General features: G+C 57.6%; 27 protein-coding genes and 2 pseudogenes. 13 read left to right on the top strand and 16 right to left on the bottom strand.

Annotated elements, in window-relative coordinates; translation table 11 throughout:
• Positions 1–78 precede the first annotated feature (78 nt).
• From galB to J0G10_RS16020, 3 genes are read left to right on the top strand one after another with little or no spacing between them, the layout of a single operon-like run.
• Positions 79–813 carry a 4-oxalmesaconate hydratase gene (gene galB / locus J0G10_RS16030; protein ID WP_220556205.1) on the top strand — a complete coding sequence of 245 codons (735 nt, stop codon included), beginning with the start codon at positions 79–81 and terminating at the stop codon, positions 811–813.
• Positions 810–1,526 (top strand): 4-carboxy-4-hydroxy-2-oxoadipate aldolase/oxaloacetate decarboxylase, encoded by a 717-nt coding sequence (locus J0G10_RS16025; RefSeq protein ID WP_220556204.1) that lies wholly within the window; start codon positions 810–812, stop codon positions 1,524–1,526. The genes galB and J0G10_RS16025 overlap by 4 nt, the downstream gene beginning before the upstream one ends.
• Positions 1,527–1,528: 2 nt before the next feature.
• On the top strand, positions 1,529–2,656 hold the full coding sequence (locus J0G10_RS16020; protein WP_220556203.1) for a 4-oxalomesaconate tautomerase: 1,128 nt from the start codon (positions 1,529–1,531) through the stop codon (positions 2,654–2,656).
• 71 nt (positions 2,657–2,727) lie between these two features.
• Here J0G10_RS16020 and J0G10_RS16015 read toward each other — a convergent pair whose 3' ends face one another.
• Positions 2,728–3,228, bottom strand: coding sequence for a MarR family winged helix-turn-helix transcriptional regulator (locus tag J0G10_RS16015; RefSeq protein ID WP_220556202.1), 501 nt, complete (start codon positions 3,226–3,228; stop codon positions 2,728–2,730).
• Between the two features lie 97 nt (positions 3,229–3,325).
• Between J0G10_RS16015 and J0G10_RS16010 the strand changes: the two genes are divergently transcribed.
• Positions 3,326–3,694, top strand: coding sequence for an antibiotic biosynthesis monooxygenase family protein (locus J0G10_RS16010; protein ID WP_220556201.1), 369 nt, complete (start codon positions 3,326–3,328; stop codon positions 3,692–3,694).
• Positions 3,695–3,726: 32 nt separating this feature from the next.
• Entirely contained in the window at positions 3,727–4,185 is a 459-nt protein-coding gene (locus tag J0G10_RS16005) for a hypothetical protein (RefSeq protein ID WP_220556200.1), read from the top strand.
• 110 nt (positions 4,186–4,295) lie between these two features.
• Here J0G10_RS16005 and J0G10_RS16000 read toward each other — a convergent pair whose 3' ends face one another.
• From J0G10_RS16000 to J0G10_RS15985, 4 genes are all read right to left on the bottom strand, one after another.
• A complete protein-coding gene (locus J0G10_RS16000; protein ID WP_122598316.1) occupies positions 4,296–4,565 on the bottom strand; it encodes a hypothetical protein in 270 nt (89 codons plus the stop codon).
• A 158-nt stretch (positions 4,566–4,723) separates the two neighbouring features.
• Positions 4,724–5,227 carry a cupin domain-containing protein gene (locus tag J0G10_RS15995; RefSeq protein WP_134175494.1) on the bottom strand — a complete coding sequence of 168 codons (504 nt, stop codon included), beginning with the start codon at positions 5,225–5,227 and terminating at the stop codon, positions 4,724–4,726.
• Positions 5,227–5,745 carry a GNAT family N-acetyltransferase gene (locus J0G10_RS15990; RefSeq protein ID WP_102899748.1) on the bottom strand — a complete coding sequence of 173 codons (519 nt, stop codon included), beginning with the start codon at positions 5,743–5,745 and terminating at the stop codon, positions 5,227–5,229. Before J0G10_RS15990 ends, J0G10_RS15995 begins: the two co-directional genes overlap by 1 nt.
• A 96-nt stretch (positions 5,746–5,841) precedes the next feature.
• The gene (locus tag J0G10_RS15985) at positions 5,842–6,063 is read right to left on the bottom strand and encodes a hypothetical protein (protein WP_220556199.1); all 222 of its coding nucleotides are present in this window, start codon (positions 6,061–6,063) and stop codon (positions 5,842–5,844) included.
• Between the two features lie 227 nt (positions 6,064–6,290).
• Between J0G10_RS15985 and J0G10_RS30005 the strand changes: the two are divergent.
• Positions 6,291–6,598, top strand: a pseudogene (locus tag J0G10_RS30005) (hypothetical protein).
• Positions 6,599–6,640: 42 nt separating this feature from the next.
• Here J0G10_RS30005 and J0G10_RS15980 read toward each other — a convergent pair.
• The 3 genes from J0G10_RS15980 to J0G10_RS15970 form a co-directional block, all read right to left on the bottom strand.
• Complete coding sequence (locus J0G10_RS15980) at positions 6,641–7,894, bottom strand: MFS transporter (protein ID WP_220556198.1); 1,254 nt, start codon at positions 7,892–7,894, stop codon at positions 6,641–6,643.
• A gap of 67 nt (positions 7,895–7,961) precedes the next feature.
• Entirely contained in the window at positions 7,962–8,321 is a 360-nt protein-coding gene (locus J0G10_RS15975) for a hypothetical protein (protein ID WP_220556197.1), read from the bottom strand.
• Positions 8,322–8,899: 578 nt separating this feature from the next.
• Positions 8,900–9,805 carry a LysR family transcriptional regulator gene (locus J0G10_RS15970; RefSeq protein ID WP_220556196.1) on the bottom strand — a complete coding sequence of 302 codons (906 nt, stop codon included), beginning with the start codon at positions 9,803–9,805 and terminating at the stop codon, positions 8,900–8,902.
• 94 nt (positions 9,806–9,899) lie between these two features.
• Between J0G10_RS15970 and J0G10_RS15965 the strand changes: the two genes are divergently transcribed.
• The gene (locus J0G10_RS15965; protein ID WP_220556195.1) at positions 9,900–11,066 is read left to right on the top strand and encodes an MFS transporter; all 1,167 of its coding nucleotides are present in this window, start codon (positions 9,900–9,902) and stop codon (positions 11,064–11,066) included.
• Positions 11,067–11,169: 103 nt separating this feature from the next.
• Here the strand turns inward: J0G10_RS15965 and J0G10_RS15960 are convergent, their stop codons facing one another.
• Positions 11,170–12,084, bottom strand: a complete 915-nt coding sequence (locus J0G10_RS15960; RefSeq protein WP_220556194.1) for a LysR family transcriptional regulator — start codon at positions 12,082–12,084, stop codon at positions 11,170–11,172.
• A 214-nt stretch (positions 12,085–12,298) separates the two neighbouring features.
• On the opposite strand from J0G10_RS15960, the gene J0G10_RS15955 reads away from it, so the two are divergent.
• Together J0G10_RS15955 and J0G10_RS15950 are read left to right on the top strand one after the other, a co-directional pair.
• On the top strand, positions 12,299–13,630 hold the full coding sequence (locus tag J0G10_RS15955) for a nucleobase:cation symporter-2 family protein (protein WP_220556193.1): 1,332 nt from the start codon (positions 12,299–12,301) through the stop codon (positions 13,628–13,630).
• Between the two features lie 31 nt (positions 13,631–13,661).
• On the top strand, positions 13,662–14,171 hold the full coding sequence (locus J0G10_RS15950) for a nucleoside deaminase (RefSeq protein ID WP_008077533.1): 510 nt from the start codon (positions 13,662–13,664) through the stop codon (positions 14,169–14,171).
• Between the two features lie 114 nt (positions 14,172–14,285).
• On the opposite strand, the pseudogene J0G10_RS30000 reads toward J0G10_RS15950, so the two are convergent.
• Positions 14,286–14,405 (bottom strand): annotated as a pseudogene (locus tag J0G10_RS30000) (zinc-binding dehydrogenase); the annotation flags it as partial.
• Between the two features lie 389 nt (positions 14,406–14,794).
• On the opposite strand from J0G10_RS30000, the gene J0G10_RS15940 reads away from it, so the two are divergent.
• A complete protein-coding gene (locus J0G10_RS15940) occupies positions 14,795–15,367 on the top strand; it encodes a hypothetical protein (protein WP_220556192.1) in 573 nt (190 codons plus the stop codon).
• A gap of 81 nt (positions 15,368–15,448) precedes the next feature.
• Here J0G10_RS15940 and J0G10_RS15935 read toward each other — a convergent pair whose 3' ends face one another.
• Both J0G10_RS15935 and J0G10_RS15930 read right to left on the bottom strand, forming a co-directional pair.
• Positions 15,449–16,693, bottom strand: coding sequence for a saccharopine dehydrogenase family protein (locus J0G10_RS15935; RefSeq protein ID WP_220556191.1), 1,245 nt, complete (start codon positions 16,691–16,693; stop codon positions 15,449–15,451).
• 29 nt (positions 16,694–16,722) lie between these two features.
• Positions 16,723–17,820, bottom strand: coding sequence for a carboxynorspermidine decarboxylase (locus tag J0G10_RS15930; protein WP_095048979.1), 1,098 nt, complete (start codon positions 17,818–17,820; stop codon positions 16,723–16,725).
• A 241-nt stretch (positions 17,821–18,061) separates the two neighbouring features.
• On the opposite strand from J0G10_RS15930, the gene ppk2 reads away from it, so the two are divergent.
• A complete protein-coding gene (gene ppk2, locus J0G10_RS15925) occupies positions 18,062–18,979 on the top strand; it encodes a polyphosphate kinase 2 (protein WP_095048978.1) in 918 nt (305 codons plus the stop codon).
• Between the two features lie 40 nt (positions 18,980–19,019).
• On the opposite strand, the gene J0G10_RS15920 is transcribed toward ppk2, so the two are convergent.
• Entirely contained in the window at positions 19,020–20,147 is a 1,128-nt protein-coding gene (locus J0G10_RS15920) for an aminotransferase class V-fold PLP-dependent enzyme (RefSeq protein WP_220556190.1), read from the bottom strand.
• A 169-nt stretch (positions 20,148–20,316) separates the two neighbouring features.
• Here J0G10_RS15920 and J0G10_RS15915 point away from each other — a divergent pair, with 169 nt between their 5' ends.
• Positions 20,317–21,432, top strand: a complete 1,116-nt coding sequence (locus tag J0G10_RS15915; protein ID WP_220556189.1) for an aromatic ring-hydroxylating dioxygenase subunit alpha — start codon at positions 20,317–20,319, stop codon at positions 21,430–21,432.
• Between the two features lie 42 nt (positions 21,433–21,474).
• On the opposite strand, the gene J0G10_RS15910 is transcribed toward J0G10_RS15915, so the two are convergent.
• Positions 21,475–22,773, bottom strand: coding sequence for an MFS transporter (locus J0G10_RS15910; protein ID WP_095118906.1), 1,299 nt, complete (start codon positions 22,771–22,773; stop codon positions 21,475–21,477).
• 294 nt (positions 22,774–23,067) lie between these two features.
• Between J0G10_RS15910 and J0G10_RS15905 the strand changes: the two genes are divergently transcribed.
• A complete protein-coding gene (locus J0G10_RS15905; RefSeq protein WP_220556188.1) occupies positions 23,068–23,982 on the top strand; it encodes a phospholipase C/P1 nuclease family protein in 915 nt (304 codons plus the stop codon).
• Positions 23,983–24,002: 20 nt separating this feature from the next.
• Here J0G10_RS15905 and J0G10_RS15900 read toward each other — a convergent pair whose 3' ends face one another.
• Positions 24,003–24,962, bottom strand: coding sequence for an EamA family transporter (locus J0G10_RS15900; RefSeq protein WP_220556187.1), 960 nt, complete (start codon positions 24,960–24,962; stop codon positions 24,003–24,005).
• Between the two features lie 251 nt (positions 24,963–25,213).
• Positions 25,214–26,326 carry an alkene reductase gene (locus J0G10_RS15895; protein ID WP_220556186.1) on the bottom strand — a complete coding sequence of 371 codons (1,113 nt, stop codon included), beginning with the start codon at positions 26,324–26,326 and terminating at the stop codon, positions 25,214–25,216.
• Positions 26,327–26,362 lie beyond the last annotated feature (36 nt).

Here is a 26,362-nt window from a genome sequence, read left to right as displayed (position 1 = left end):
CCTCGAACACTCGAACGCATTACTCCGTCGGCGGGGGGCGATGCGATGCTCTTTCGCAACGCAAGAGGAGAATCCGCAATGATCGATTCAACCAAAAACGCGCTGGTTGTCAGCGCCCACTCAGCCGATTTTGTCTGGCGTGCCGGTGGCGCCATCGCTCTGCATGCACAGCAGGGTTACCACGTTCACATCGTCTGCCTGTCGTTCGGTGAGCGCGGCGAATCCGCCAAGCTGTGGCGCAAGGGCGAGATGAGCGAAGACAAGGTCAAAGCCGCACGTCGCGAAGAGGCTCTGGCCGCCGCCGACATTCTCGGAGCCAGTGTCGAGTTCTTCGATATCGGCGATTACCCGATGCGCGCCGACAAGGAAACCTTGTTCCGTCTAGCCGATGTTTTTCGCCGGGTGCAACCGGAGTTCGTTCTCAGCCACTCGCTCAAGGACCCGTACAACTACGATCACCCGCTGGCCATGAACCTCACGCAGGAGGCGCGCATCATCGCCCAGGCCGAAGGCTATAAACCGGGTGAGAAAATCGTCGGCGCACCGCCGGTCTACAGTTTCGAGCCACACCAGCCCGAGCAATGCGAATGGCGCCCCGATGTATTGCTCGACATCACTGATGTCTGGGACAAGAAGTACGCTGCCATCCAGTGCATGGCCGGGCAGGAGCATTTGTGGGAGTACTACACGCGCGTTGCCCAGCAACGTGGTGTACAAGCCAAACGTAATGTCGGGATCACCTCAACCCGCAACATCGTCTATGCCGAGGGTTACCAGAGTATTTTTCCGCGCGTCACGGAGAATCTGGGATGAGCGAACATATCGGCAAGACAGGCGTTGTCGTGCGCAATGTTCAGCGGGCCGAAGCGGTGCTGGTCGATGAGTTGAAACGCTTCGGCGTGGCGACCATTCATGAAGCGCAGGGTCGCAAAGGACTGTTCGCGGCTTCGATCAGACCGATTCAACAAGGCTCGGTGATCAGTGGTTCAGCCATCACGGTACTGGTCGCTCCGGGCGACAACTGGATGTTCCACGTGGCCGTCGAACAATGCCGGCCCGGCGATATTCTCGTGGTTGCGCCAAGTTCGCCGTGCACCGACGGCTACTTCGGCGACCTGCTGGCCACCTCGCTCAAGGCCCACGGCGTTCGGGCGCTGGTAATTGATGCGGGCGTGCGCGACACCCACACTCTGCGCGAAATGGACTTCCCGGTCTGGTCCCGCGCCATCAGCGCGCAAGGCACAATTAAAGAAACCTTGGGCTCGGTCAACCTGCCGCTGGTGTGCGGTGGGCAACTGGTCCATCCGGGTGACGTGGTGGTTGCTGATGACGATGGTGTGGTGGTCGTGCGACGCACCGAGCTGCTGCAAGTCGTCGAAGCCAGTCGCGCCCGCGCCGACCTGGAGGAACAGAAGGCCCTGCGCCTGGCCAAGGGCGAACTGGGTCTGGACATCTACAACATGCGCGCGCGCCTGGCGGAAAAGGGTTTGCGTTACGTCGACAGCCTTGAAGAACTGGGAGACTGAGCATGGCGCAGACCCGCATTCCCTGTCTGTTGATGCGCGGCGGTACGTCGAAAGGCGCTTACTTTCTGGCCGACGATTTACCGCAAGAGCCCGCGCTGCGAGACCGCGTGCTGCTGGCAGCGATGGGCTCACCGGATGCGCGGCAGATCGACGGCATTGGCGGCGCTGATTCGCTGACCAGCAAAGTGGCGATCATCAGACCGTCAAGCCGCGCTGATGCAGATGTCGATTACCTTTTCGCCCAGGTGCTGGTGGATGAGCCGCGCGTCGATTACGGTCAGAACTGCGGAAACATCCTCGCCGGTGTCGGTCCGTTCGCCATCGAGCGTGGGTTGGTGGCAGTGACAGCCGATGTCACCCCAGTGCGGATCTACATGGAAAACACCGGACAGATCGCCATCGCCCATGTGCCAACGTCTGATGGTGAGGTGCGCTACGACGGCGACGCGCGTATCGACGGCGTGCCGGGGCAGGCCGCACCGCTGATTGTCGAATTCGAGGATGTCGCTGGCGCCAGTTGCGGCGCGATGTTGCCGACCGGCAACGCCCGGGACGTGATCGACGGCGTTGAAGTGACCTGCATCGATAACGGCATGCCCGTGGTGCTGATCAACGCGCAAGAGCTTGGTTGCAGTGGCTATGAGAGTCCCGCGCAACTCGATGTCAATGCTTCACTGAAACAGCGTCTGGAGTCCATCCGCCTGGAAGCGGGGCAGCGCATGAATCTGGGTGATGTGAGTCAGCGCAACGTGCCGAAGATGTGCCTGATTGCACCGCCGCAGGTGGGTGGGGCCATCACCACACGCAGTTTCATTCCCCATCGCTGCCACACCAGCATTGGCGTGTTCGGCGCGGTCAGCGTGGCTGCCGCCTGCCTGATCAAAGGCAGTGTGGCGGCGGACATGGCGGTTGTGGAGGAGGGCGAGGTGAAACGCCTGTCGATCGAACATCCGACGGGCGAGTTCACTGTGGCGTTGCGCTTGCAGGACGAGCGATTGCTCGGGTGCGGGCTGATGCGCACGGCTCGGTTGCTGTTTGATGGCCTCGTCTGCATTCCATCAGCGGTCTGGAGTGGCAGGGCCGTTAGTCAATCAGGAGAGTGCTTCTCGCAAGTACACGTAAAGAGCTGAAAAAAAGCGCAAGCGATCCACCCATGTGGAGCAGGTCGCGCGTCCCCCAGAAACGACAAAGCCCTGAATAGTCAGGGCTTTTTTGTATCCAGTGGAAGCTCGGTGGGTGAGTCGCTTTGATCTTCTTCAAGCTTATTGCGCAGTTGGTTTAGAACCTGGTGAGTGGTCTCGATTGCATCGACGTCCAGACCCTGTGAAAGCTCGTTGATCCAAGGCGCTTGAAGCTTCATTGCAGAATCGAATGCTTGCTTTCCAGCTTCAGTCAGCACAACCAGCTGCGCCCTGCGATGGTGAGGGTTGGGCTGAAATTCCAGCAAGCCATCCTTGACCAGATCGTTGACGATCCGTTGCACGTTCTGTCGATTCGCCCCCATGTCGCGAGCAATCCATGAAACCGGTTGTGCTCGTTCGGCGTACACAATCGTACCCAGTAATTGCCAGCGGGCGCTTGTCAGACCTAGCTCCGCGACGAGTCGATCGCCTGCAGTAAGCAGACGCGCACTTGCTCGAAAGATCTCAAGAACCAGATCGCTCGTGGCGCGTCCTGCGGGAGTGTAGTTTGTCTTTTTCATGGCGCGAATCCTTCCACGTTGACACCATGATGTCAATCGCAGTAGGTTTGGAGCGTGAAAACCAAATTGTCATCATGATTACAATGTAGAGGTCGCCATGCTTTCTATTCGCCCCCTTGACCCGATCGTCCCCATCACTCAACAGCTGCAGTGCAGCGAAGCTCCAGTGGTATTGATCAATCTCTTCACTGTCGACGCAGACGATATACCTGACCTCCTTTGCGCATGGGAGCTGGATGCCAACTGGATGAAACTACGTGCCGGTTTCATCTCCACGCAGCTCCATCAGGCCATCGGGGGCAGCAACATGTTCTTGAATTACGCCGTATGGGAATCGGTAGAGCGGTTTCGTGATGCTTTCAATGACCCAGAGTTCGCCAATGCCTTGGCGCGTTATCCCTCAAGTGCCTTGGCCATGCCGCATCTGTTCAACAAGGTAGCGGTGTCGAATATCTGCACGGCCTAAGTATTAACCAACTGTCTGACGGTATTAGATAAATGCTTAGACGATTACATTTGATCGCCAGTACGCTGGCACTGGTATGCATCGCCACCTTCTTTCTGTCGACCATTTTTGTCGAGCTCATCGGATCCCGACACTCAATAGCCTCACTCAAGCACCTGATCGTGAGTCCCGGGCTTTGGATACTGGTACCGGCAATCATCGCGACCGGTGCAAGTGGAGTGTTAATGAGTCGGAAACGACAAGGACGACTGGTCGCTTTGAAGAAGAAACGCATGCCATTCATTGCCGCCAATGGCCTGTTGGTTCTGCTGCCGTGCGCCATTTTTCTTAACCAATGGGCGTCGGCGGGAAGTCTGGATACGCGTTTTTACTTCGTGCAGGTAATTGAACTGATCGCAGGGGCCACCAATCTCGCATTAATGGGGATGAATATGCGTGACGGCCTGCGCCTCAGCGGACGACTGCTGCGGGTTGCACCTCACAGACAGTAAGCTGAATACTTGCTTCCGTTTGTTTTAAAAGCTGGGGCGAAATCTGCCATTCGTGATCGGCTGCTATCGGCCAATAACAGTCATCCTGGCTTGGCATTATCTGGAATGACTTAGGTTTCGATATCAAATCTGCCCAATAGCGCGGCGCCGTCAGTGACACCTAAAATTTGATCGATCGCAGCGATTTTTTGGGATGCGCCATCGAGCGCAAAGTCAGCATTGGTGTAAACAGCCTCCGCCTCGTTATGAAGTGCATAGGCAATATGCGCCGCCACGCGAACATTCGTCGGAGCGTCTACACCGCTACCCAGATAATCAACAAGTAAAGTCTTGATCTCTAGCAATGCGAGGGCGAGTAGTCTGTTTTGGTCAGTCTGCATATCGGGAACCTGGATATTGCAATGCGGGGTACGAAACGAATTTCCCGAGGTTATACAAAACGTTGGATAGGCAAAAGCAAATGACCGCTCCAACCAGATGTAGTGTCACTAGACTTCCCTGATTCATTTCTCTGGCAGGCTTCATCAACACGGCGCCCTCATGGTTCGTCGTCCCAATAATCAAGCGTAGTCCCGGGCCGCTGCACAGCGGTGAACGCGCGCGCTCCATTGATTGTGACCATCGCCTGATATTTGCCGGAGTCCGGGTATTGGCAGACTTCGGGGGTTTCTCGGGTGCCAATGGACAGGTACTTCAGCGGCGCATCCGAGGTGTTGATGATCTGATGCGGATATTCGGGGCCGGCCGGAATGAAGATGACGTCGCCGCTCCGGATCGGCAACATTTCACCCGCCACGCGCAGGGTGCCAAACCCTTCCAGGATGACGAACATCTCTTCCTGAGCATAATGAAAGTGGTAGGGACAAGAACGCTTGCCTGGCGCGACGATGTCCACCGACGCACCGAGTTTCTGCGCGACGGTGTCAGTACCGAGGCGCGCGCCATGGCTCTCGTAAAGAGGGTCGCGGCGCTCGTATTGCAGCGGCACATCATTGAAATTGCGAATCATGCGCGCAGCTAAAGCACAGGGGTCATTGCTCATTAATCACTCCCGAAAGTATCTGTACGGGCATCCCGCCTGTCGCCCAAACGAACGGTATTACTGTTGGCGCGGACATAATAATTATCAAATTCACCGCTTTCGACAAATACGAAACCATGGCGGATATAAAAGCGATTTGAAGCGCTTTCTTTGAGAGCGCCAACTTTAATAGGGCGTCCGATCTCATCCGCCTCTCTGAAAATCCGAGTGAGAACTTCGGTGCCTATCCCCGCTCCTTGAGCGCTAGGTATCACATACAAGTGGTCGAGCAGGAGCTCGCTCTGATGGTCTTTGAGAACGACAAAACCGACCATATCACCTGATACTTCTATGCGGCGCGTGCTGCTAGCGTCGAAACCACTATGAAACCGTTCGCGCGCGCGATCAGGATCAAATCGCCCAAGCCGCTCCAGGCTTTCGCGCATGGCCTCAATCCGAATGGCTATCAGATCTTCTAGATCGCAGTTTGAAGCGCGGCGTAAAACGACAGCAGATTTTTGATCAGGGGAAGGTGACATAACAAGCGCTCCAAGCATGGCCGGTGACTCATTATAGAGAGCATGAGTCGCATAACCAGTCACGCCGGCCCATGCCCGCTACCAGCACGTTCTGTCTCAGCCATACATGTACAAAAGGTCGTCGATCAGCCCTAGGTCCTGCTGCGTGTACTGGACCTTGTTGTAGCGTCTCATGCCCTCAAGCACACCCCTGATCGGAACTTGCCGCGAAGGATCCTGAACAATTTCGATCAGACGGTCGTAATCGGGATCTCTTCCCTTGAGGTGTTTTTCAATCAGTTCTTTGAGCGCTAAGCGCGCCACTGGATCGGATAGCACTGTCACTTCTCCCGCAAGATCGTGAATTCATCTTCCAACTCAGCGCAGACATCGCACGGGATGGTGTTGGATCATATTCCGCGCAGGCGGAGTGAAGATCAGCCTGCCGGGAATATACAAGCACGGTTATTCAGACGTCTGTTTTTGACTGCTCTGGACCCCGAAGCTGCCCTTGATGTCTGTTTGTTGTTGTCATAGGTTACGGACATTCATGGAGGATCTGACTGATGGCACGCGTGGGTTTGGTACTGACACCCGGTTTTGCGGACTGGGAATATGCTTTCATTGCTGGTACGGCGTCCCCGTTTTATGGGATCGACGTCAGGTTTTTTGCTCCCGATACGGGGCAGTTTCGTTCGCAGGGTGGATTGGCTCTAACTACCGAAGCAGCTCGATAGCGGTGATGGCAGACCGCATCATTACTGCTCCAGGCACCGCCCCTGTCAGCTTCACCTGCGCAGTGTTTGAAGGTGCCGGGTTATCTCCGGAAAGCATTTCTCAGTTCAGGTCAATGTTGGCAGCGGAACATGGGTGATCGCGTCGTCCCGGCATGTCGGGCACATTTTCAGGAGACATTTCATCGACTCATGACTGCCGCCAGTTTCGGATGGTTTTTTGCGTAATACAGCTCTGACTCAGCGTCATCTTCCAGGAAGTGCCATATCTTTTTTGATCGCATGGAATATATGACGACAATCAGAAATACCCCGAGATAAAGCCACATCAAACTGGATGCACCGGATTCGGACATGATGGCGCCCGTCATCATGAATGAAATCGAGCTACCTAGCTGACTGATCACTAATGTCGATGCCATCAGTCGTACGCGAACACCGGAGGGGATCGACATGACCCTCTTATCCATTCCGACCATCGTAATGCAAGCACTCGCGGCCCCGGCGAAAAACAGGCAAGTACTCAACTGCCAGATTTCGTCGGCTTGTGTCGCTGCACAGAGTGCAAACGTTAATAGGGCCCAACATCCAAGATACTTGTTGCGCTGATTTTCCTTTTTGCTAATCAGCGGGCTTAAGAAGAACAAACCTGCGACGGCTCCACCCGCGAACACTGCGTTGAACAAGCCCACGCTACCTTCAGCCAGACCGCGCGTGTGTATGAGCGCTGGCACCAGCATCGGTACGGTCGCTGTTACGGCCAGACCCAGTAGCAATCCGGAAAACGTCAAAAACTGTTCTGGCGGTAGAACGCATTTGAGTTTAAGCCCCAAAAGCATGTCATTAACAAGATCGGTTGATGATTTTCTGGGTTGCAGGGCAGGGGCTGCGCTGACCGGTAACGCCATGGCTAAAGCCACAATGACCAATCCCACTATCGACACAAATAGCAGTGAGACCTCCAGTGAGGAAACCGTAATCACAATACCCGCCAACAAAGGCCCAGCAACCCGGCCAACAGTAACAACGATGCGTCGGACGCGAAATGCAGCGTCCGTCCGATGTTTATCAACGGTTTCCGCAGGATAGATGCCCAAGAGAGGCTGGATCATTCCAAATGCTGATGCAGCGATCACATCGATCAGTATCAGCGCATCAAGGGAATACCAGTTTGCGGCAAAAAAGTAGCGCAATACGCTGGCCATCAAGATCGCAAAACAGCCTGCCTTGAGCGCCGTGCTGCGGCGCATTGATTCAACACGCGGCGCCAGACACAGCATTGAAATGATCGCCGCGAGCGCGAGCGCTGTTTCGTAGGCAGCCAGCTCCAGCAGGCTTCCTCGCTGCACGATGATCAGCGGTAGCGTGGTATTCCAGCAACCGAGGTAGATCCAAAGTAACAAGTCCAGGCAAAGATACTTTCGAAATGTACTCAAGTGATAATTTCCTTGCTTCGTACGAAGTTCGCAACAGCTCCATGCCATTGCGAACCCTTCATACGAATCAGCCGGCTACAAAATGATTAACCTTGAAGCTTTCTGCACTCACGCCAAACTTCGAAAAGAGGTGGTTGTGCATTTTATTCTTATAAATATCTCGGTTTTGATCAAAATACTCTCGATCATACCATCTTACGCCGAAGAACATGGTCAGGCCCCTTATCACCGTAGCCAGTTGCCAGTCGTAGAAAACAGCCTCAACCGGTCGAGCTCCAAGTCGTTCGTCAGACTCCATCACTGCAATAATACACTTATCCAGCTCGTCCTTACTTGAAAAAACCACTTCGCAGTTGGTCAGTGCAATGATTGGCTTATCAAGTTGACGTTCTTTGCCAAAGACAACTTCGTATGTTTGAGATTCCATTCTTGCCTCTACGTATTTATGGATGACTAACACGTTTACTTTCAGAAGCTTCCAGTCCAAAAAACAGACTGGTTCAACATGGAAGCTCTCGGCACAGACCATTGTGACGTCGTATGTAAAACGAAATCGAAATCACAGTAGTCGGCGAGAACCACCTTGTCAACTCAACAAGGCAGAGGGGCAGCAAGGCTTATTAACTGCGCAATATAAAAAGCTTTTACCGCCCAAAGTAACAGAGTTGCTTTGCAATGCAGTTGAGTGGCGGGGTAATTAAGATCAACTCGGAACGCGCTGTCAAACTATTTTTTTGTGCACCATTTTGGTAAATAAACAATGATCCGTAGAAGCTCTATTTTTGGAGGGTTAACTAATCAAGCATTAAAATGGGGCATGTAATAAAAGTTTCGTGCACATGCAGAGAGCAGAAGAATTTGCGTGAGTGTACACAAGACGTCGTTAGAAAATTTCCGGTCAGCCATGCCTTCACTCAAGATTTTCCCTTAAGGCAAACACCTATTGATAGTGCGCCCAAAAAGGCTATGGCCCATTCAACATCACGAGTATCCGCAAATATCAGCTTACGTCTCGGCTGACATCCGATGATGCTCCAGCAAGAAGTCCACGAACAACCGCACCCGCGCCGGCATCGCCGCGCCACCGACGAACACCGCATGAATCGGTTCCTGATCCCCGGGGTTGCAGGTTTCCAGCAGCGCAATCAGGTCGCCGCGCTGCAGATCCTCGCTCACGCTGAACTCTCCGATACGGGCAATGCCGGCACCCACTCGCGCGAATTGTGCCAGCGCTTCACCACTGCTGCATTCGATGTTGCCGCTGACCTTCAGGGAGAACGCTTTGCCATCGCGGATAAATGGCCAGTTGGGTTCGGCACGCTTGAAATTGAAGCGCAGGCAGTTGTGCTGGAGCAGGTCTTCCGGTTCCTGCGGGAAGCCGTGGCGCTGTAGATACTCGGGCGATGCCACCACAACCTGGCCGGTAGTGCCGATCCTGCGTGCGGTCAGCGGGCTGTCGGGCAGATGGCCGAAGCGCACCGCGACGTCGGCTTGTCCGGCGAGAATATCGACCACTTCGTCGCCGAGGGTGAGGTCGACGACGATGTTCGGGTAACGCGCGCTGAAGGCTGCGACCAACGGAACAATGGCCAAGCGTCCATGGCCAAGGGCGGCACTGACCCGCAAACGCCCCTTGGGCACGCCCTGATCGGCGATGGCTTCCTCGACTTCGTCCATGTCGGCGAGGATCCGCCGGGCGCCGCGCAGGAACGCTTCGCCCTCGGCGGTGAAGGTGATCGCTCGGGTGGTGCGCAACAGCAGGCGAGTGCCAAGCCGTTGCTCGGTGCGCGCAATGATCCGGCTGACGGCCGAGGGTGTCAGGCCCAGTGCACGCGCGGCGGCCGACAGGCTGCCTTCCTGCGCGACGGTGGTGAATACGCTCATTTCACCTGACCTGCCGTTGAAATCCACTTGTGCCTCCTACGCAAAGGTGATTGCCAAAAACGCTATCTACCGCCTGAAAGGGCGCGATCGTAGCATTGGCAGCATAGATGAGGAGCTTTCCATGCGTATCAATCCACCACTTGTTGCACTCGCCATCGGTGCCTTCGGCATCGGCGTTACAGAATTCGCCCCCATGGGCATGTTGCCGGGTATTGCTGCGGATCTGGGCGTTTCCATTCCCGCTGCCGGTTTGCTGGTCAGTGCTTATGCGCTGGGCGTATTGCTCGGCGCACCACTGATGACCCTGACCACCGGCAGGATTCCCCGGCGCTCTCTGCTGATCGGGCTTATGGCGATTTTCACCCTCGGTAATCTGATGTCGGCCCTGGCCACCGATTACTACAGTCTCATGGTCGCCAGGGTCGTGACCTCACTGAACCACGGTGCCTTCTTTGGCGTTGGCTCCGTCGTCGCCGCCACCTTGGTCGCCCCGGAAAAACGTGCCGGGGCGGTCGCGGCGATGTTCATGGGCTTGACCCTGGCGACCATCGGCGGTGTGCCGCTGGCTGCCTGGTTTGGCGAACTGTTCGGTTGGCGCACGGCTTTCTGGGGCATTACCGGCCTGGGCGTGCTGACCATGGCCGCGTTGTGGTTCGCTTTGCCCAACGTTCGGGCGCCGCAAAGCGTCGGTGTCATGGCGGAAATCCGGGTATTGGGGCGCGGCCCGGTGCTGGCCGCACTGGCCCTGACTGTCGTCGGCTCGAGTGCCATGTTCACTGTCTTCACCTACATCGCGCCAATCCTCAGCAGCGAGACCCATGCATCCACTGCCTACATCACCGCCATGCTGATGCTTTACGGTGTCGGGTTGACGCTGGGCAACATGTGGGGCGGCAAGGCCGCTGACCGCTCGATAGATCGCACCCTGATCGTCTCGCTGAGCGTACTGATTCTGGTCTTGTTGGCGTTCACCGTACTGATGCGCTGGCCGCTGCCAGCCGCCGTGGCCATCCTGATCTGGGGTATCGCCAGCTTCGCCTTGGTGCCGCCGCTACAGATGCGTGTCATGGAAGCGGCGAAGGACGCGCCCAATCTGGCCTCGGCGGTGAACATCGGCGCCTTCAACTTCGGCAACGCGATTGGCGCGGCGCTGGGCGGAGCGGTGATCAGTAGCGGGCTGGGTTATCCGGCGATCTCCCTGGCCGGCGCGGCAATGGCGGGCCTGGGGTTGCTGATGGTGTTGGGGTTTGCGTGGCGTTCCAGAACGGTTGAAGCGGCAACGGTGTGACAAGCTCCGGTCAGCCTGAAACAGCCGAGCTGGCTTAGTTACAAAAGCCCTTGATCGAGGCCCGCTTTGGCGGGCCTCTTTTTCACCGCCGTGAACAGCCTAATCAAAGCGTCGTGATTTGCCCATTGCGATCCAGTTCATACACCTTATTCCCCTGCAATTTCTCCTTCAACCACCGCTCGGCCTTACCCAGCGGCCGTTGCCGCGCCCACAGCAGATCCACACCAATCTGCCAGTCCGTATGCGGATATGCCGAGAGCTGCAGTTCCACCAGCTCACCCTCGGCCAGTTCACGCTGAACGAGCTGGCGGGGCAGGGTGGCCCAACCGAGCCCGGCGCGGACCATTTCCAATAACGCCAGATAGCTTTCCGCTTGCCACAACTGGGTCGAGCGCAGGTATTCGCTGCTCGGCAGTTTGCTCGCGTGGGCGCTGAAGGCCAGGCGGCGATGGACGTGCAGGTCGTCGAAGGTGACGTTGTCGAGTTGCGCCAATGGATGCTCGGGATGGCAGACGTGCAGCATGATCAGTTTGCCCAGTTGCTGGAACGCCAGTTCCTTGGGGTAGCCGGGCTGCGAAAACGCCACACCGAGTACCGCTTCGCCGCTGCTGACCAGTTCGCTGACGTCGCCATACACCGGATGGCGGATGATCAGGTCGACAAAGGGGAACGCGGCTTCGAAGGCCTTGAGCACCGGCATGATCGGGCCGTACGGCGTTTCAATCGCCAGTGTCAGGCTGGTTTCGACATTGTCCGAAAGGCAATCGGCGTGGGCTTCGAAGGTCATGCAGCGTTCGAGCACGGCTTCGGCCTGCACCAGCAATTTGTGGCCGCTGGCGGTGAGGGCAGGGCTGCGGTTGCTGCGATCGAACAGGTCGACGCCAAGGTCGGTTTCGAGGTTGGCAATCGCCGCGCTGATGGTCGATTGGGTCTTGCCCAGTTGGCGCCCGGCTGCGGAGAACGATCCGCTTTTGACCACTTGGACGAACATCAGCAGTTGATCGAGTGAGAAGCGCAAGCGGTGAACTCCCGGGTCGAAAATAAAGGTTTGGAGCGGCTAACGAATGCCTGATTGTGCCATCGAAAAAAACGATGGTTGCTAATTTGTTTCATCGTAATAAACGTTCAACTATGGCCCCGCGTCAAACGATCTCTGGGGCGGATCTGACTTTCAAGCGCCCCTGAGCATGCCCGCGATCTCAACAGATGCCGCACCTTCAGGAGCGTGTGAAATGACTACACAACGCATTCATCCGGTGGACGAGGTTTTGCCACTGCGACAGTTGTTCACGTTTGGCTTGCAGCATGTGCTGGTGATGTACGCGGGAGCGGTGGCGGTGCCGCTGATTCTCGGCAGTGCGATGGGGCTGACTTCGGCGCAGATCGTTTTACTGATTAACGCCAACCTGCTGACCTCGGGTGTGGCGACGTTGATTCAAACCCTTGGCTTCTGGAAGTTCGGCGCGCGGCTGCCGCTGATTCAGGGCTGCTCGTTCATAGCCCTGGCGCCGATGATCATGATCGGCAAGGAATTCGGCCTCAGTCAGATTTTCGGTGCGGTGATCGCGGCGGGCTTTATCACCATTGCGTTGGCACCGGTGTTCAGCCGCTTGCTGCGGTTTTTTCCGCCGGTAGTGATTGGCAGTCTGATCACCATCATCGGCATCTCGCTGATGCCGGCGGCGGCGATCTGGCTGGGCGGCGGCAATCCCGACTCGGCGGATTTTGGTAATTCCGCGAACTTGTTGCTGGGCCTGGTCACAGTCAGCGTGACACTGGTGATCTATGCCAAATGCAAGGGCTTCCTCGGCAACCTCAGCGTGCTCATCGGCCTGTTTGTCGGCAGCCTGATCGCAGCGGCTTGCGGCATGACTCACTTTAATCGGGTCAGTGAAGCCGCATGGTTCGAGCTGAGTGCGCCGATGGCCTTCGGCGCGCCGGAATTTGCGCCGGTGCCGATTCTGATCATGACCCTGGCGATGCTGGTGATCATGGCCGAGACCACCGGCAACTGCCTGGCGATCGGCAAACTGACCGGCAAAGCCACCACGCAACAGACCCTCGGCAACGCATTCCGCGCCGATGGCCTATCGACCATGCTGGGTGGCTTGTTCAACAGTTTTCCCTACAACGCTTTCACTCAAAACACCGGTTTGATCGCGCTTTCGAACGTGAAAAGCCGCTTCGTCGTGGCCGCGGCCGGGGCAATCATGGTGCTGATGGGGCTGTTCCCGAAACTCGGCGCGTTGATCGCCGCAGTGCCGACGCCGGTGCTCGGTGGCTGCGCGATCGTGATGTTCGGCATGACCACAGTGGCGGGAATTCAGGAACTGTCGCGGGTGCAATTCGAGGGCACGCGCAACGGCATCATCGTTGCGGTTTCGGTGAGTGTCGGCGTACTGCCGATGTCCTTTCCGGCGCTGTTCGAACACGTCGCCCCGACCCTGAAACTGGTGCTCGACAGCGGGATTTTCCTCGGTGCGATCACCGCCATTGTCCTCAACGTGCTGCTGAACAACGACAAAAAATCGACCGAAACCATCGGCGCTGAACTGGCCGATTGATTGTTTGTTTTCCACTGCCCAGGAGTTACTCATGAATCAATTCACTCAGCTCATCCCGGCCGGCGTCAGCGAGCTTGATCTGACCTTGCTGCGCCAGACCATCGCCTTGTCCGAGGCATCGAAACAACGCGGTCGCCATCCGTTCGCGGCATTGGTCGCCGATCGCAACGGCAAGGTGATTGTCGAAGCGGGGAATAACTCGATGCCGCCGGAAGGCGATCCTACCCAACATGCCGAACTGGTTGCAGCAGCGGCAGCGGCCAAGCTTCTGTCACCGCAAGAGCTGGAACTGTGCACGCTGTACACCAGTGCCGAACCTTGCTGCATGTGCGCTGGCGCGGTGTATTGGACCGGGATCGGGCGGGTGGTTTATGCGTTGTCGGAGCATGCCTTGCTGGGATTGACGGGGGATCATCCGGAGAACCCGACGTTCTCCTTGCCGTGCCGCGAGGTGTTCGCCAAGGGGCAGCGCAAGGTCAGTGTGTTGGGGCCGATGCTGGAGGGCGAGGCGGCTGAGCCGCATAAAGGCTTCTGGTCTTAAAGAATCGTTCGTGTTGACGCCTGCATTTCGAAGGGATGCTGGTATTTATTTTTCGCCCGAAAAAAAGGTGTTCATCACAGGCACCTTTTCAGTTTTATCTGAAGATGAGCGGCACTAAACCAAGTCATCAGGCTGCATGGTCAGAATGGTTTTCGCGACGTTTTCGGAAGACTCCATCCGCCGATGCGCATTGGCAGCCCGTGATAATGGAAATGTGCTATCGACAACCGGCTCAAGGCTTCCGGCACATCATTTTGCTGACGAATGAGTTCAGCATCGCAAACAAACGTTTAAAACGGTTCTGGGAGAAGCCTCTCCAAGCGAACGCACTTGCTCAACGTCAAGCGCCCCGGAAAATCGCGGAGAGGTCATCAAGTCGCCGCAGCAGAATAGGTATGTGCGAGGTGGTGGGTACGATGACGGGACCAGCTTTCGAGCAAGGCTTCAATTTCAGCATCGTTTACCAATCCAGCAGGATATCGGTGTAATCAATCAGGCCGCGTGAGTAAGGGTAGCAAGGGGTCAAAACGATTGAGGCGGGGTCCTGCCATCCAACGTTCATAAAAACTTAACGAGATTGCTGCAGAGTTAAGGAGCCCCTATTCAGCCGCGTTTGGCAAGCCATGCTCGGTGCTATCCCCATGAGCGTATTCGCTCGCCAGCGCATACGGGTTTCGTTCGATATCGATGACACGCTGGCCTGCCAGCTGCATCACTGTGCCGTCGAGCAGAGCTGGTTGCCGGCTTGCTTGCATCGTTGGCTCGGCGAGCCACTGCGATGCGGTACGCGCTCATTGACCCGCGAGTTGCGGCTTCAGGGCTGCAGTATCTGGGTTTACACGTCGTCCGGTCGGACCCCGGCCTATATCAGGCGCTGGCTGTTGTTGTATGGCATCCGCGTCGACGGGGTGGTCAACAGTGTGGTGCATAACCAGGCGTTGGCGACAAACGGACTGTCAAACGGCCCGTCGAAATTCCCCCCGGCCTTCGATATCGACTTGCATGTCGATGATTCCGAAGGTGTGCGCTCGGAAGGCCATGATCACGGTTTTCGCGTTGTTGTCGTGCACCCGGAGGATGAGCATTGGGCGCAGCGGGTTCTGGATGCCGTCGCTGACGTACAGGCACTGCTCGCCCGGCAACAACAGGGCAAGAGCAGGAATCCGCCGCAACAATGTCCGGAAGCCGTGTCCTGATTTTCAGTGCAGACAAAAACGCCGCTCAATGAGCGGCGTTTTTTGTAGCGGGCAGTGACGCGTCGCGGGTTATTGCGAGCCTCAGGCTACGCCGTTCCAGGGACGATCTCCGTGTTCATCCTTGATGCGGGTCGGCAGTCCCATGACGTCCAGCGCCTTGAGGAACGGCTCAGCCGGCAGTTCCTCGACGTTGGCCATGCGCTGCACATCCCACTCGCCACGGGCGACCAGCAGGGCAGCTGCAACAGGCGGTACGCCGGCGGTGTAGGAAATGCCCTGGCTGTCGGTTTCGGCAAAGGCTTCCTCGTGGTCGGCCACGTTGTAGATGAACACTTCGCGCGACTGGCCATCCTTGGTGCCCTTGACCAGGTCACCGATGCAGGTCTTGCCGGTGTAGCCGGGCGCCAGCGAACTCGGATCAGGCAGCACGGCCTTGACCACTTTCAGCGGCACGACTTCCAGGCCTTCAGCGGTCTTGACCGGTTGTTCGGACAGCAGGCCGAGGTTTCTGAGGACCGTGAACACGTTGATGTAGTGCTCGCCGAAACTCATCCAGAAACGCACGTTGGGTACGTCCAGATTCTTCGACAGCGAGTGCACTTCATCGTGACCGGTCAGGTACAGGTTCTGCGAGCCTACAACCGGCAGGTCGTCGGTGCGTTTGACTTCGAACATGGTGTTGCTGGTCCACTGGCTGTTCTGCCAGCTCCACACCTGCCCGGTGAATTCACGGAAATTGATTTCCGGATCGAAATTGGTGGCGAAATATTTGCCGTGGGAACCGGCATTGACGTCAAGAATGTCAATCGAATCAATGCGGTCGAAATACTGTTGTTGTGCCAGTGCTGCATAGGCGTTGACCACACCCGGGTCGAAGCCCACGCCGAGAATGGCGGTGATGTTCTTCTCTTGGCATTCGGCGAGGTGCTTCCACTCATAGTTGCCATACCAGGGCGGGGTTTCGCAGATCTTGCCCGGCTCTTCGTGAATGGCGGTGTCGAGATAAGCGACGCCGGTATCGATGCAGGCACGCAACACCGACATATTGAGGAACGCGGAGCCGACGTTGATGACGATCTCGGATCCGGTTTCACGGATCAGCGCCTTGGTCGCCTCGACATCCAGCGCATTGAGGGAGAAGGCTTTGATATCGGCGGGTTGTTTGAGGCTACCCTTGGCCTTGACGCTGTCGATGATGGCCTGGCATTTGGAGATGTTGCGCGACGCGATAGCGATACGACCGAGTTCATCGTTATGCTGCGCGCACTTGTGGGCCACCACCTTAGCGACACCTCCTGCACCAATGATAAGAACGTTCTTTTTCAATTGCTTTTTCTCTCCTTTGTCTGTCCGTTTCAAGAAAGGCTGGACAGGTAGTCTTCGTAACCGAATTGGCGAACTACTTCGACGGTACCATCGAGTTGTTTCACCACGATGGATGGCATTTTCAGGCCGTTGAACCAGTTCTTCTTGACCATGGTGTAGCCGGCGGTATCAATGAATGACAGTCGATCGCCAATGGCCAGCGGACGATCAAACTGGTACTCGCCGAAGATGTCTCCGGCCAGGCACGATTTGCCGCACACCATGTAGGTGTGTTCACCCTCGCTCGGCGCCAGCTTGGCGTTCAGGCGATAGATCAACAGGTCGAGCAAGTGGGCTTCAATGGAGCTGTCCACGACGGCCAGGTGCTTGCCGTTGTAGAGAGTGTCGAGCACGGTGACTTCCAGCGAAGCGCTGTTAGTGATCGCCGCTTCGCCAGGCTCCAGATAGACCTGCACGCCGTACTTTTGCGAGAACGCCTTGAGACGAGCGCAGAACGCGTCCAGTGCGTAGCCTTCACCGGTGAAGTGAATGCCGCCGCCCAGGCTGACCCAACTGACCTTGTGCAGCAGCTCACCGAAGCGTTCTTCAATGGTGCAGAGCATTTGGTCGAACAGGCCAAAGTCGCCGTTCTCACAGTTATTGTGGAACATGAAGCCGGAGATCTGGCTGATAACGCCTTCGATCTTCACCGGGTCCCATTCGCCTAGACGGCTGAACGGACGCGCCGGGTCGGCCAGCAGATAATCGGAGCTGCTGACTTGCGGGTTAACGCGCAGGCCCCGGACTTTGCCCTCAGAGCGCTCGGCAAAACGTTGCAGTTGGCTGATGGAGTTGAAGATGATCTTGTCGCAATTGTCGAGCATCTCCTCGATCTCATCGTCAGCCCAGGCCACGCTGTAGGCGTGGGTTTCGCCTTCGAACTTCTGGCGGCCGAGCTTGAGTTCGTACAGCGACGACGATGTGGTGCCGTCCATGTATTGCTGCATCAAGTCGAACACCGACCAGGTTGCGAAGCACTTGAGTGCCAGCAGGGCCTTGGCCCCTGACTGTTCGCGCACATAGGCGATCTTCTGCATGTTGGTCAGCAGTTTCTGTTTGTCGATGAGGTAGTACGGTGTCTTGATCATTTCGAGGCCTCCGGCAAGGCCAGCCAAAAAAGGATGCGCATTGTGCCCCGACTGACTACATATCGAAAGAGCAGAGCGTGAGGCTCACTGAGCGGATACCCAACAGAGTTGAACGCTCGGGACGTTGGGCCGGTATGCAACGTCTGCTTCAAGCAATCAGCAATCCCGAGAACCCCGGTAACTGCTCAGTCATAAATCGACGTCAGTATGGCAGTACCATCCAGTACCCGAGGTCTTCACCATGCCCTCAGCTCAAGATCAGTTGATACACCGCATTCAGCGCGAGCTGCTCGACCACAGTGACGAGGAGCTGGAATTGGAGTTGTCCGAAGACGGGCATGACCTGAACGCGCTGTTCGATGACCACGTTCCGAACGGTATTGAGAAGGACGACCGACGGCTTTATTTCAGCGAGTTGTTTCGCCTGCAGGGTGAACTGGTGAAGTTGCAAAGCTGGGTGGTCAAGACCGGACACAAGGTAGTGATCTTGTTTGAAGGGCGCGATGCCGCTGGCAAGGGAGGGGTAATCAAGCGCATAACCCAGCGGCTCAACCCTCGGGTATGCCGTGTCGCTGCCTTGCCCGCGCCCAACGACCGCGAGCGAACTCAATGGTACTTCCAGCGATATGTCTCGCACCTACCGGCAGCAGGTGAGATCGTGCTATTTGACCGCAGTTGGTACAACCGCGCCGGTGTTGAAAAGGTTATGGGATTTTGCAACGACTATCAGTACGAAGAATTTTTCCGGACCGTGCCAGAGTTTGAACGGATGCTCGCCCGTTCCGGCATTCAGTTGATCAAGTACTGGTTTTCCATTTCCGACCAAGAACAACACCTGCGCTTCCTTAGTCGCATTCACGACCCGCTCAAGCAGTGGAAACTCAGCCCGATGGACCTGGAGTCACGTCGGCGTTGGGAGGCCTATACCAAGGCCAAGGAAATCATGCTCGAACGCACCCACATTGCCGAAGCACCCTGGTGGGTGGTGCAAGCCGACGACAAGAAAAAAGCCCGACTTAACTGCATCAATCATCTACTCGGCCAAATGCCTTACGAAGAAGTCGAGTTACCGCTGATTGAACTGCCGCAGCGCGTGCGCGAGGAGGACTACTCTCGCAGTCCTACGCCACCGGAACTCATGGTGCCTCAAGTCTATTAAACGGCCGAACCAGGCGGCCCGACGACGGGTTGCCGGGTATCTAAATAACCTCATCCAATGCCTGCTCCAGCAGGCTGACCGTGCGCTCGATATTCTGCAGCTTCTCCAGCCCGAACAGCCCGAGGCGAAAGGTCTGGAAGTCGGCTGGCTCATCGCATTGCAATGGCACGCCGGCGGCGATCTGCAGGCCGTGCTGGGCAAATTTCTTGCCGTTTTTGATGTCGGCATCATCGGTGTAGCTCACCACGACGCCGGGGGCCTGAAAGCCTTCTGCGGCGACGCTTTTGAAACCTCTGCCGGTTAACAGGGCGCGCACCTGATCGCCCAGCGCCTGTTGTTCGTCGCGGATCTTGTCGAAACCGTACGCTTGCGTCTCTTTCATCACGTCGTTGAATCGCGCGAGGGAATCGCTGGGCATGGTCGCGTGATAGGCATGTCCGCCCTGTTCGTAGGCCTGCATGATTTGCAGCCACTTTTTCAGGTCGCAGGCGAAGCTGCTGCTTTGCGTGTGTTCGATGCGCGCAAGCGCCGCAGCACTGAACATCACCAGGGCGCAGCAAGGGGAGGCGCTCCAGCCTTTCTGGGGTGCGCTGATCAGCAGGTCGACGGCGCATTTGTGCATATCCACCCAAATGGTGCCGGAGGCGATGCAGTCCAGCACGAACAGGCCGCCCACTGCATGTACGGCGTCGCCGACCGCCCGCAGGTAATCGTCGGGAAGGAGGATCCCGGATGAAGTTTCAACGTGGGGCGCGAAGACGACTTTCGGTTTCTGCGCCGCGATGGCTGCCAGCACTTCGTCCAACGGCGGCGGGGCGTAGGCGGGCTGGCGACCCGTCTCGATCGGCCGGGCCTTGAGCACCGTAGTGGCCGCCGGGATGTTGCCCATCTCCAAAATCTGGCTCCAGCGATAACTGAACCAGCCGTTGCGTATCACCAGGCATTGCTGGCCGGTGGCGAACTGCCGCGCCACCGCTTCCATGCCGAAAGTGCCGCTGCCTGGAACCACCGCCACCGCTTCGGCGTGGTAGACCTGTTTCAGGGTTTTGGAAATGTTCTTCATCACGCCTTGAAAGGACTGCGACATGTGATTGAGCGAGCGGTCGGTGTAGACCACTGAGTACTCGACCAATCCCTCGGGATCGATGCTCGGATAGAGCTTGGACATGGTGACTCCTTCGGCAGAGAGGTAAACATCATTGGCAAGCAAGTGTAGGCAAAGGGCAGGGCAAGGGCACTGGCAATTCACGTTGGCCAAGTGGAGCCCTCTGGTTTAGTTTTGCATTCCAGGGTTTTTCTGACTTGAACTCACCGTACTGACGGATCGCACGCCCCCCATGCTTACAAACCTGTGGTATGTCGTTCTCCCATCGTCACAGTTGACTGATGGACTGATGCCGGTTCGATTGCTCGGACAACCTTTCGTAGCGTTCCGCGATGACGCTGGCGTCGCGCACGTGCTGTCGGATATCTGCGTGCATCGCGGCGGCTCACTGTCGGCCGGCAGCAAGGTCGGCAACAGCGTGCAGTGTCCCTATCACGGCTGGCGGTTTGGCGCTGATGGTGTGTGCACGCAGATACCGGCGCAGCCCGACCTGCGGATTCCCGCCAAGGCCCGCGTCGATGCGTACCCGACGCTGGAGCGATACGGCTGGATCTGGGCGTTTTTAGGTGATCTGCCTGAGTCTGAGCGTCCACCCTTGCCGATGCTCGACTGGATCGACGATCCCGCCATCCGCGTGGTCTCGGGCCACTTCGACTGGCAGGCCAGTTGGGACCGGATTATCGAAAACGGTCTGGACTTCGCGCACGCACCGTTTGTCCATGGATCAACCTTCGGCGATCCGGATCATCCCGAGATTGAATCATTCGAGGTCGACAGCGATGCGTGGAGCGGCAGCGCCCAAATGCTCATGCGCAGGCCGGCACGCAAAGGGCTGCTGCGGCGCAAATCCTCCACCGAGTTTGTCAGTGTGGCCACTGTTCCGGGGTTTCACCTGTCCGGCCCTTGTACAACGCTTGAGCTTGAGTTGCCCAACGGCTGGCGGATCTACATCGTCTCGGCGCATGTGCCGATTGACGCCAATCGCACGCGCACCTGGTGGATGATGGGCAGAACGTTCCTGCGCACCCGACTGCTGGATCGCAGGTTCATTGCGAGCAATATCCGTATCTTCGAACAAGATCACGCTGTGCTGAAAAACGTCCGGCCCGAGCGTGTGCCGGACTCTTTTCAGCAGGAGGTTTCGTTGAAATCCGATGCGCTGCAGATTGCCTTTCGCAAAGACGTGCAGGCACTGGAGTTGCGCGGCTGGCGCATTGATGAAGAGCGTCTTGCGCGAACGTTCACTGGACGCAAAGCCTGCGCAATACCCAGCCCTGAACGTCGTCAGATTCGCGCTTGGGCGATTGAACCGATTCCGCTCGTGGATATCACCCACGAATCTGAATAGCGGTGCGAGCCAGCCTGCGCTTGGCGCTGACTGGCGCAACCCCTAGCGCGTCTCACATTGCGGCGAAGGCTCGCCGCTCAGTGCATCGACCATCGGCGGATGCTCCTGCACCGCTTGACGCAAGTCTTCAGTCACCCGCAGCTCCGCACCAGTCGGCGAGAACGTCGCTGCCGCCGCAAAAGGTGCGGGATTGGCCGGAACCGGGCGTTTGCCACGGCGCCACAGGAAGAAGGTGACCATGCACAGATTGACCAACGCAAACACCCAAAACAACCCATTGGCGCCGAACGAATTCATCACCGGCGAGATCATCATCGGGCTGATCGCCGAGCCCAGCGAGTTGATCAGCAGCAAGCCCTGAATCATCGGCACCAAGGCTTCGGCCGGGGCGCGGTCGGCGGCGTGGCTGACCGCGACCGGGTACAGCGCGAACACACCACCACCAAGCAGAAACAACATCACCGCGAGCATGGTCGAGGACAACGGCAGCAGGACGATCACCAGCGATAGCACCGTGCATGCCACCGTCAGAATGGTCAGCACTTGCAAGCGATCCTTGCGGTCAGACCAGCGCCCGACTGGGTATTGCAGGAGCATCGCGCCGAGAATCGTCCAAGCCATCATGCTGCCGACTTCACCCACATTCAGACCGCTGCGTTGCAGATACAGCGGCAGCAAGGTGTAGATCGCCGCGATGGTCACACCCGAGCCGAAACAGCCGACCAGCCCGGTCGGCGTCACGCCTAGCAGTTGCCGGGGTTTGAGCGGTTCAACCTGATCAAGCAATGGCGATACGCGCGGCAGAATCACGATCGGCAGCACCGACAACGAGGCGAGCATGCCGGCGACCATGAACGGTGCGCTGTCGCTCAACCCGGTGATTTTCCCTAGCGTTGCCTGACCCAGCACACCGGCGCCGTACAAGACGATCATGTACAACGCGAGCAAGCGCCCACGAATCTTCGCGTCGCCCGCCAGCAGCAGCCAGCTTTCGATCACCAGAAACACGCCGACCGTGGCCCAGCCGTTGATCAGGCGCAGGGCGAACCAGCCCCAAGTGTCATAGAACAAGCCCTGCAGCAGAATGGTCACGGCGATCAGCGAGGCGAAACTGCCATAGGCGCGGATATGGCCGATGCGCAGAATCAAACGGTCATTGAACACCGCACCCAGGGTCAGGCCGATGAAGTAGGCCGATGAAACGATACCGATCATCGTGGTCGAGGCACCGGCAGCGTCCAGTCGAAGGGTGGTCAGCGACGACATGAAACCGTTGCCCAGCGCAACAATGAACAGCCCGAGCAGGGGCGCCAGCGCCATGGCCAGCAAACGCGGAGACATAAAAACCTCTAGAGGACGAACAGCGCAACGTGCGCCGCTGCGCATGCGATTGCCAAGCCGAAGTGTGTTGTGGTGCAGGCAGACACCGAGGGGGCTGCAAGAGAGCGCGGGATTCTAAGGCTTGTGCAGGATTTGCCAATAGCTGTTTGCTGCGACGTTAGGACGCAGGGGTTGCCCTTTATGCTTGTCCTGAGTGGCTGAGCAAAAAACAGCTTTTTGCCACCACCTAAGTGCTAAATTGCCGCGCGTACGATAAGTGTTCCGCAATCACGCAAGTTTCTGGAGATCAACAGCATGGAAGCCACCCGGATAGGCCGAAGAGCCGCAACACGTTACCTCGCAGTATTTGGCCTATCGCTGCTGTTCAACCCGTCAACCCCAGCCTTCGCCTTCAACCCCGACTTGCATTCGGCCTATGCACTGAAAGCAGCTCAGGCGTATCAACGCTGCCCGGGGGTGAAGTTGCCCGAACAGTTGGCGGAGGCTTTGGCGGCAGGCACTGACGCTGAGGATTCAAACCTGCTAACGCTCCCTCAGCGCGCTACCAATTGGCACTTCTATAACCGCAACAAAAAACTTGAGCCATTCTGGTTCGCCAACCGTAGCCTGGACGTGATTTTTTCCAAACGTATTGAAAAGCTGAACGCGCTGCTGGTGGAACCCGGTGCCGATCCCGTTGCGGTATACGAGCAAGCGGGAAGGGTCTTGCATTACATACAAGACATGAGCGTCCCCGGCCATGTCGTGCCGGCTTACCACGCCAAGTTGCCGGGCAATCATGCCGATCCGTTTGATGAGTTCGAGAGCATTGAAGCGCTGCCAGTGTTCGACTTGTCTGACGCGCAGTGTCAGGCGCTTCGTGATGAGGCGGATAAAGCCGATGCCACCCCTCAAGGTTTTCTGGACGCCGCTGCGACAGCAACCTTGCAGGCGATTGAGCAGATAGACGCGGCCGGCAAACCTGTCGTCGACGGTGCATGGCAAGCGTATTGGGTGTATCCCGCCCGAGATACCGATGAGGCCCGCAAAGGCTGGGGCCAATACGGTAGCTGCGAATTTGCAAGGGGCGATATCAACGCTGAGTGCAAGCGTGAAGAAGAGCTTGTGGCGTTGTTTGAGCAGCAATCGAGACAGGCTCAGACAAATTCGGTGTTGATGCTTTTTTATGTGCAAAAGAAGCTGGCCGAAGCAGGCCAAACTCGACCGTGAGAACCGCTGGCGAGAACCCTTCACGCACTGACTTTAACCTCAGCCTTGACCACTGATTTACGATACGTCAGCAAGACGATGCCCGTGACCACAATCACCCCGCCGAGAATCTGTCCTCTACTGAGCATTTGGTCCAGCACAATCCAGCCCATCAGCAGCGTTGCCAATGGCTCGATGTTCATGACCGGCGCATTGCGCGGCATGTCGAGTCGAGGTACGGAAATGAACAAGACGATAAAACCTGTGCCGTACAGCACCACCAGAGTGGCGAGGGCCAGCCATCCGGTCGAGGTGGCGGGCAGGTTCAATCCGCCGGGAAGAGCGCCCGTCAGCCCTGCGAGGTTGACGCTGCTGAACACGATGAAAATGGTCAGCAGACTGCGCACCGAGCCGCGTACCTGAGACAGTTTGTGGTCGGTGATCCACAGCGCGCAGGCGAACACGCTGGCGGCGCAGAACGCGAGCGCGACGCCGGTCAGCCATTGCGCACTGACGTCTGTCGTGGTCGAGAGGCGCCCGGGCACGTCCAGCACAAACACCAGACCCAATAGAATCAAACCCATCAATATCGCGGTGCGCGCGCTCGGTCGCGGGCCACCCAGCGCCCAGGTGAGCAATGCCAGCAGAATAGGGAATACGTTCGCCACCAGCAGGGCCAGCGCCACCGGCACCCGTGCGACAGCGGAATACAGACACAGACTCTGCGCAGTGATCAGCAACCCCAGCAGCAGTTGCCAGCGCCATGCGCCCGCCGGCAAACGCGGGCTTTGTCTTTGCCACAGCACCAGCATGGCGAGCACCAGCAAGGTCCCGCCGGAACGCATCAAAATCGCCAGCAACACTCCCGCACCATCATCAAATGCGACTCGCGCCGCCACATGATTGCCGGCAAACGCACAGCCCATGCACAACAGAATGATCACCGCCAGATAACGGGGGTAGGGTGGCGGCACGGTTTGCGTAGCGGTAGGGCGAGGCATGGCAGATCTCAGGATTGTTAGCCGTTCGAACGACTTGGTTTTTATTAGGTTGTCGTATAACTAGCCCGTTTTATCGCATTCGGCGACGTCGGGCAATAGACCTGGAAGCTCACAGCTACGCATATGTTCGGCGTTAAGCCGGTTTTTTACCTATTTGACTAAGCGTAGAGATCGTACGACTTGGTAGGGCAGGGGCGCATCGGCCCCTGCTTGGATTTACACATCATGAGAGGTGGGTGGTCTGCTTCTGCTCAGGCATGAAATGGATAATCGATGTAGCCACGCTGATCCCCGCCAAAGAAGCTGCTCGGATCCGGCACGTTGAGCGCCAGGCCATCGTGCAGCCGACGCGGCAAGTCCGGGTTGGCCAGGAACGGCCGGCCAAACGCGATGATGTCGGCACGATCGGCAATCAGCGCCTGTTCGGCAGATTGCGCATCGTAGCCGCCGGCCAGGATCAGCACGCCGTTCCAGGTCTTGCGCAACTGGGCAATGATCGCGTCCCAGCGCGGGTCGAAGTTCTCGTCTTTGACTGTGCCGACCATCGCCGGCTCGACCAGGTGCAGGTAGGCCAGATTCCAATGATTGAGCGCTTCGACGAGGTGGCCGAAGGTTGCCTCCGGAGTGTCATCACCCATGCCCATGAAGCGCCCCATCGGCGTCAGGCGTACGCCGACCCGCTCGGCGCCAACTTCTTCAGCCACGGCCGCGACCACCTCCAGCAGAAACCGCGCGCGGTTCTCCACGCTGCCGCCATAGGCATCGTCACGCTGGTTGCTGTTGCTGTTAAGAAACTGGTCGAGCAGGTAACCGTTGCCGGCATGAATCTCTACACCGTCCATGCCCGCCAGCAATGCGTTGCGCGCGGCCATGCGGTAGTCCTCGACGATGCCGGCGATTTCCGCGGTTTCCAGCGCGCGCGGCACCGGCACATCACCCCAGACGCCGTTACCGTTTTCGTCGACGATAAACGTCTTGCCAGGCACTGGCAGCGCGCTGGGCGCAACCGGCAGGCCAGCATCGGGTTGAAAACTGGGGTGGGACACCCGGCCGACGTGCCACAGTTGCATGAAGATCAGGCCGCCGGCCTCATGCACCGCCGCGCTGACGTCGCGCCACGCCTCAACTTGCTCAGGACTGTAGATGCCCGGCGTCCAGGCGTAACCCTGAGCCTGCCGGGAGATTTGTGTGGCCTCGGTGATGATCAGCGCGGCGCTGGCCCGCTGGCGGTAGTACTCGGCGTTCATCTGCGTCGGTACATCGCCCGGTTGGCCGGCGCGTGAGCGCGTCAAGGGGGCCATCGCCACGCGATGGGCGAGGGTGTAAGGACCGAGTGCGAGGGGTTGGAACAGACGACGGGTCATGGGTAGCTCCAGATTTCAATAAAGGAAATTCAAGCG

The organism is Pseudomonas germanica, assembly GCF_019614655.1.
Lineage (GTDB): Bacteria > Pseudomonadota > Gammaproteobacteria > Pseudomonadales > Pseudomonadaceae > Aquipseudomonas > Aquipseudomonas neuropathica.
Note: the sequence above shows the minus strand (reverse complement) of the source record. Positions and strands in the feature narration are given on the sequence as shown.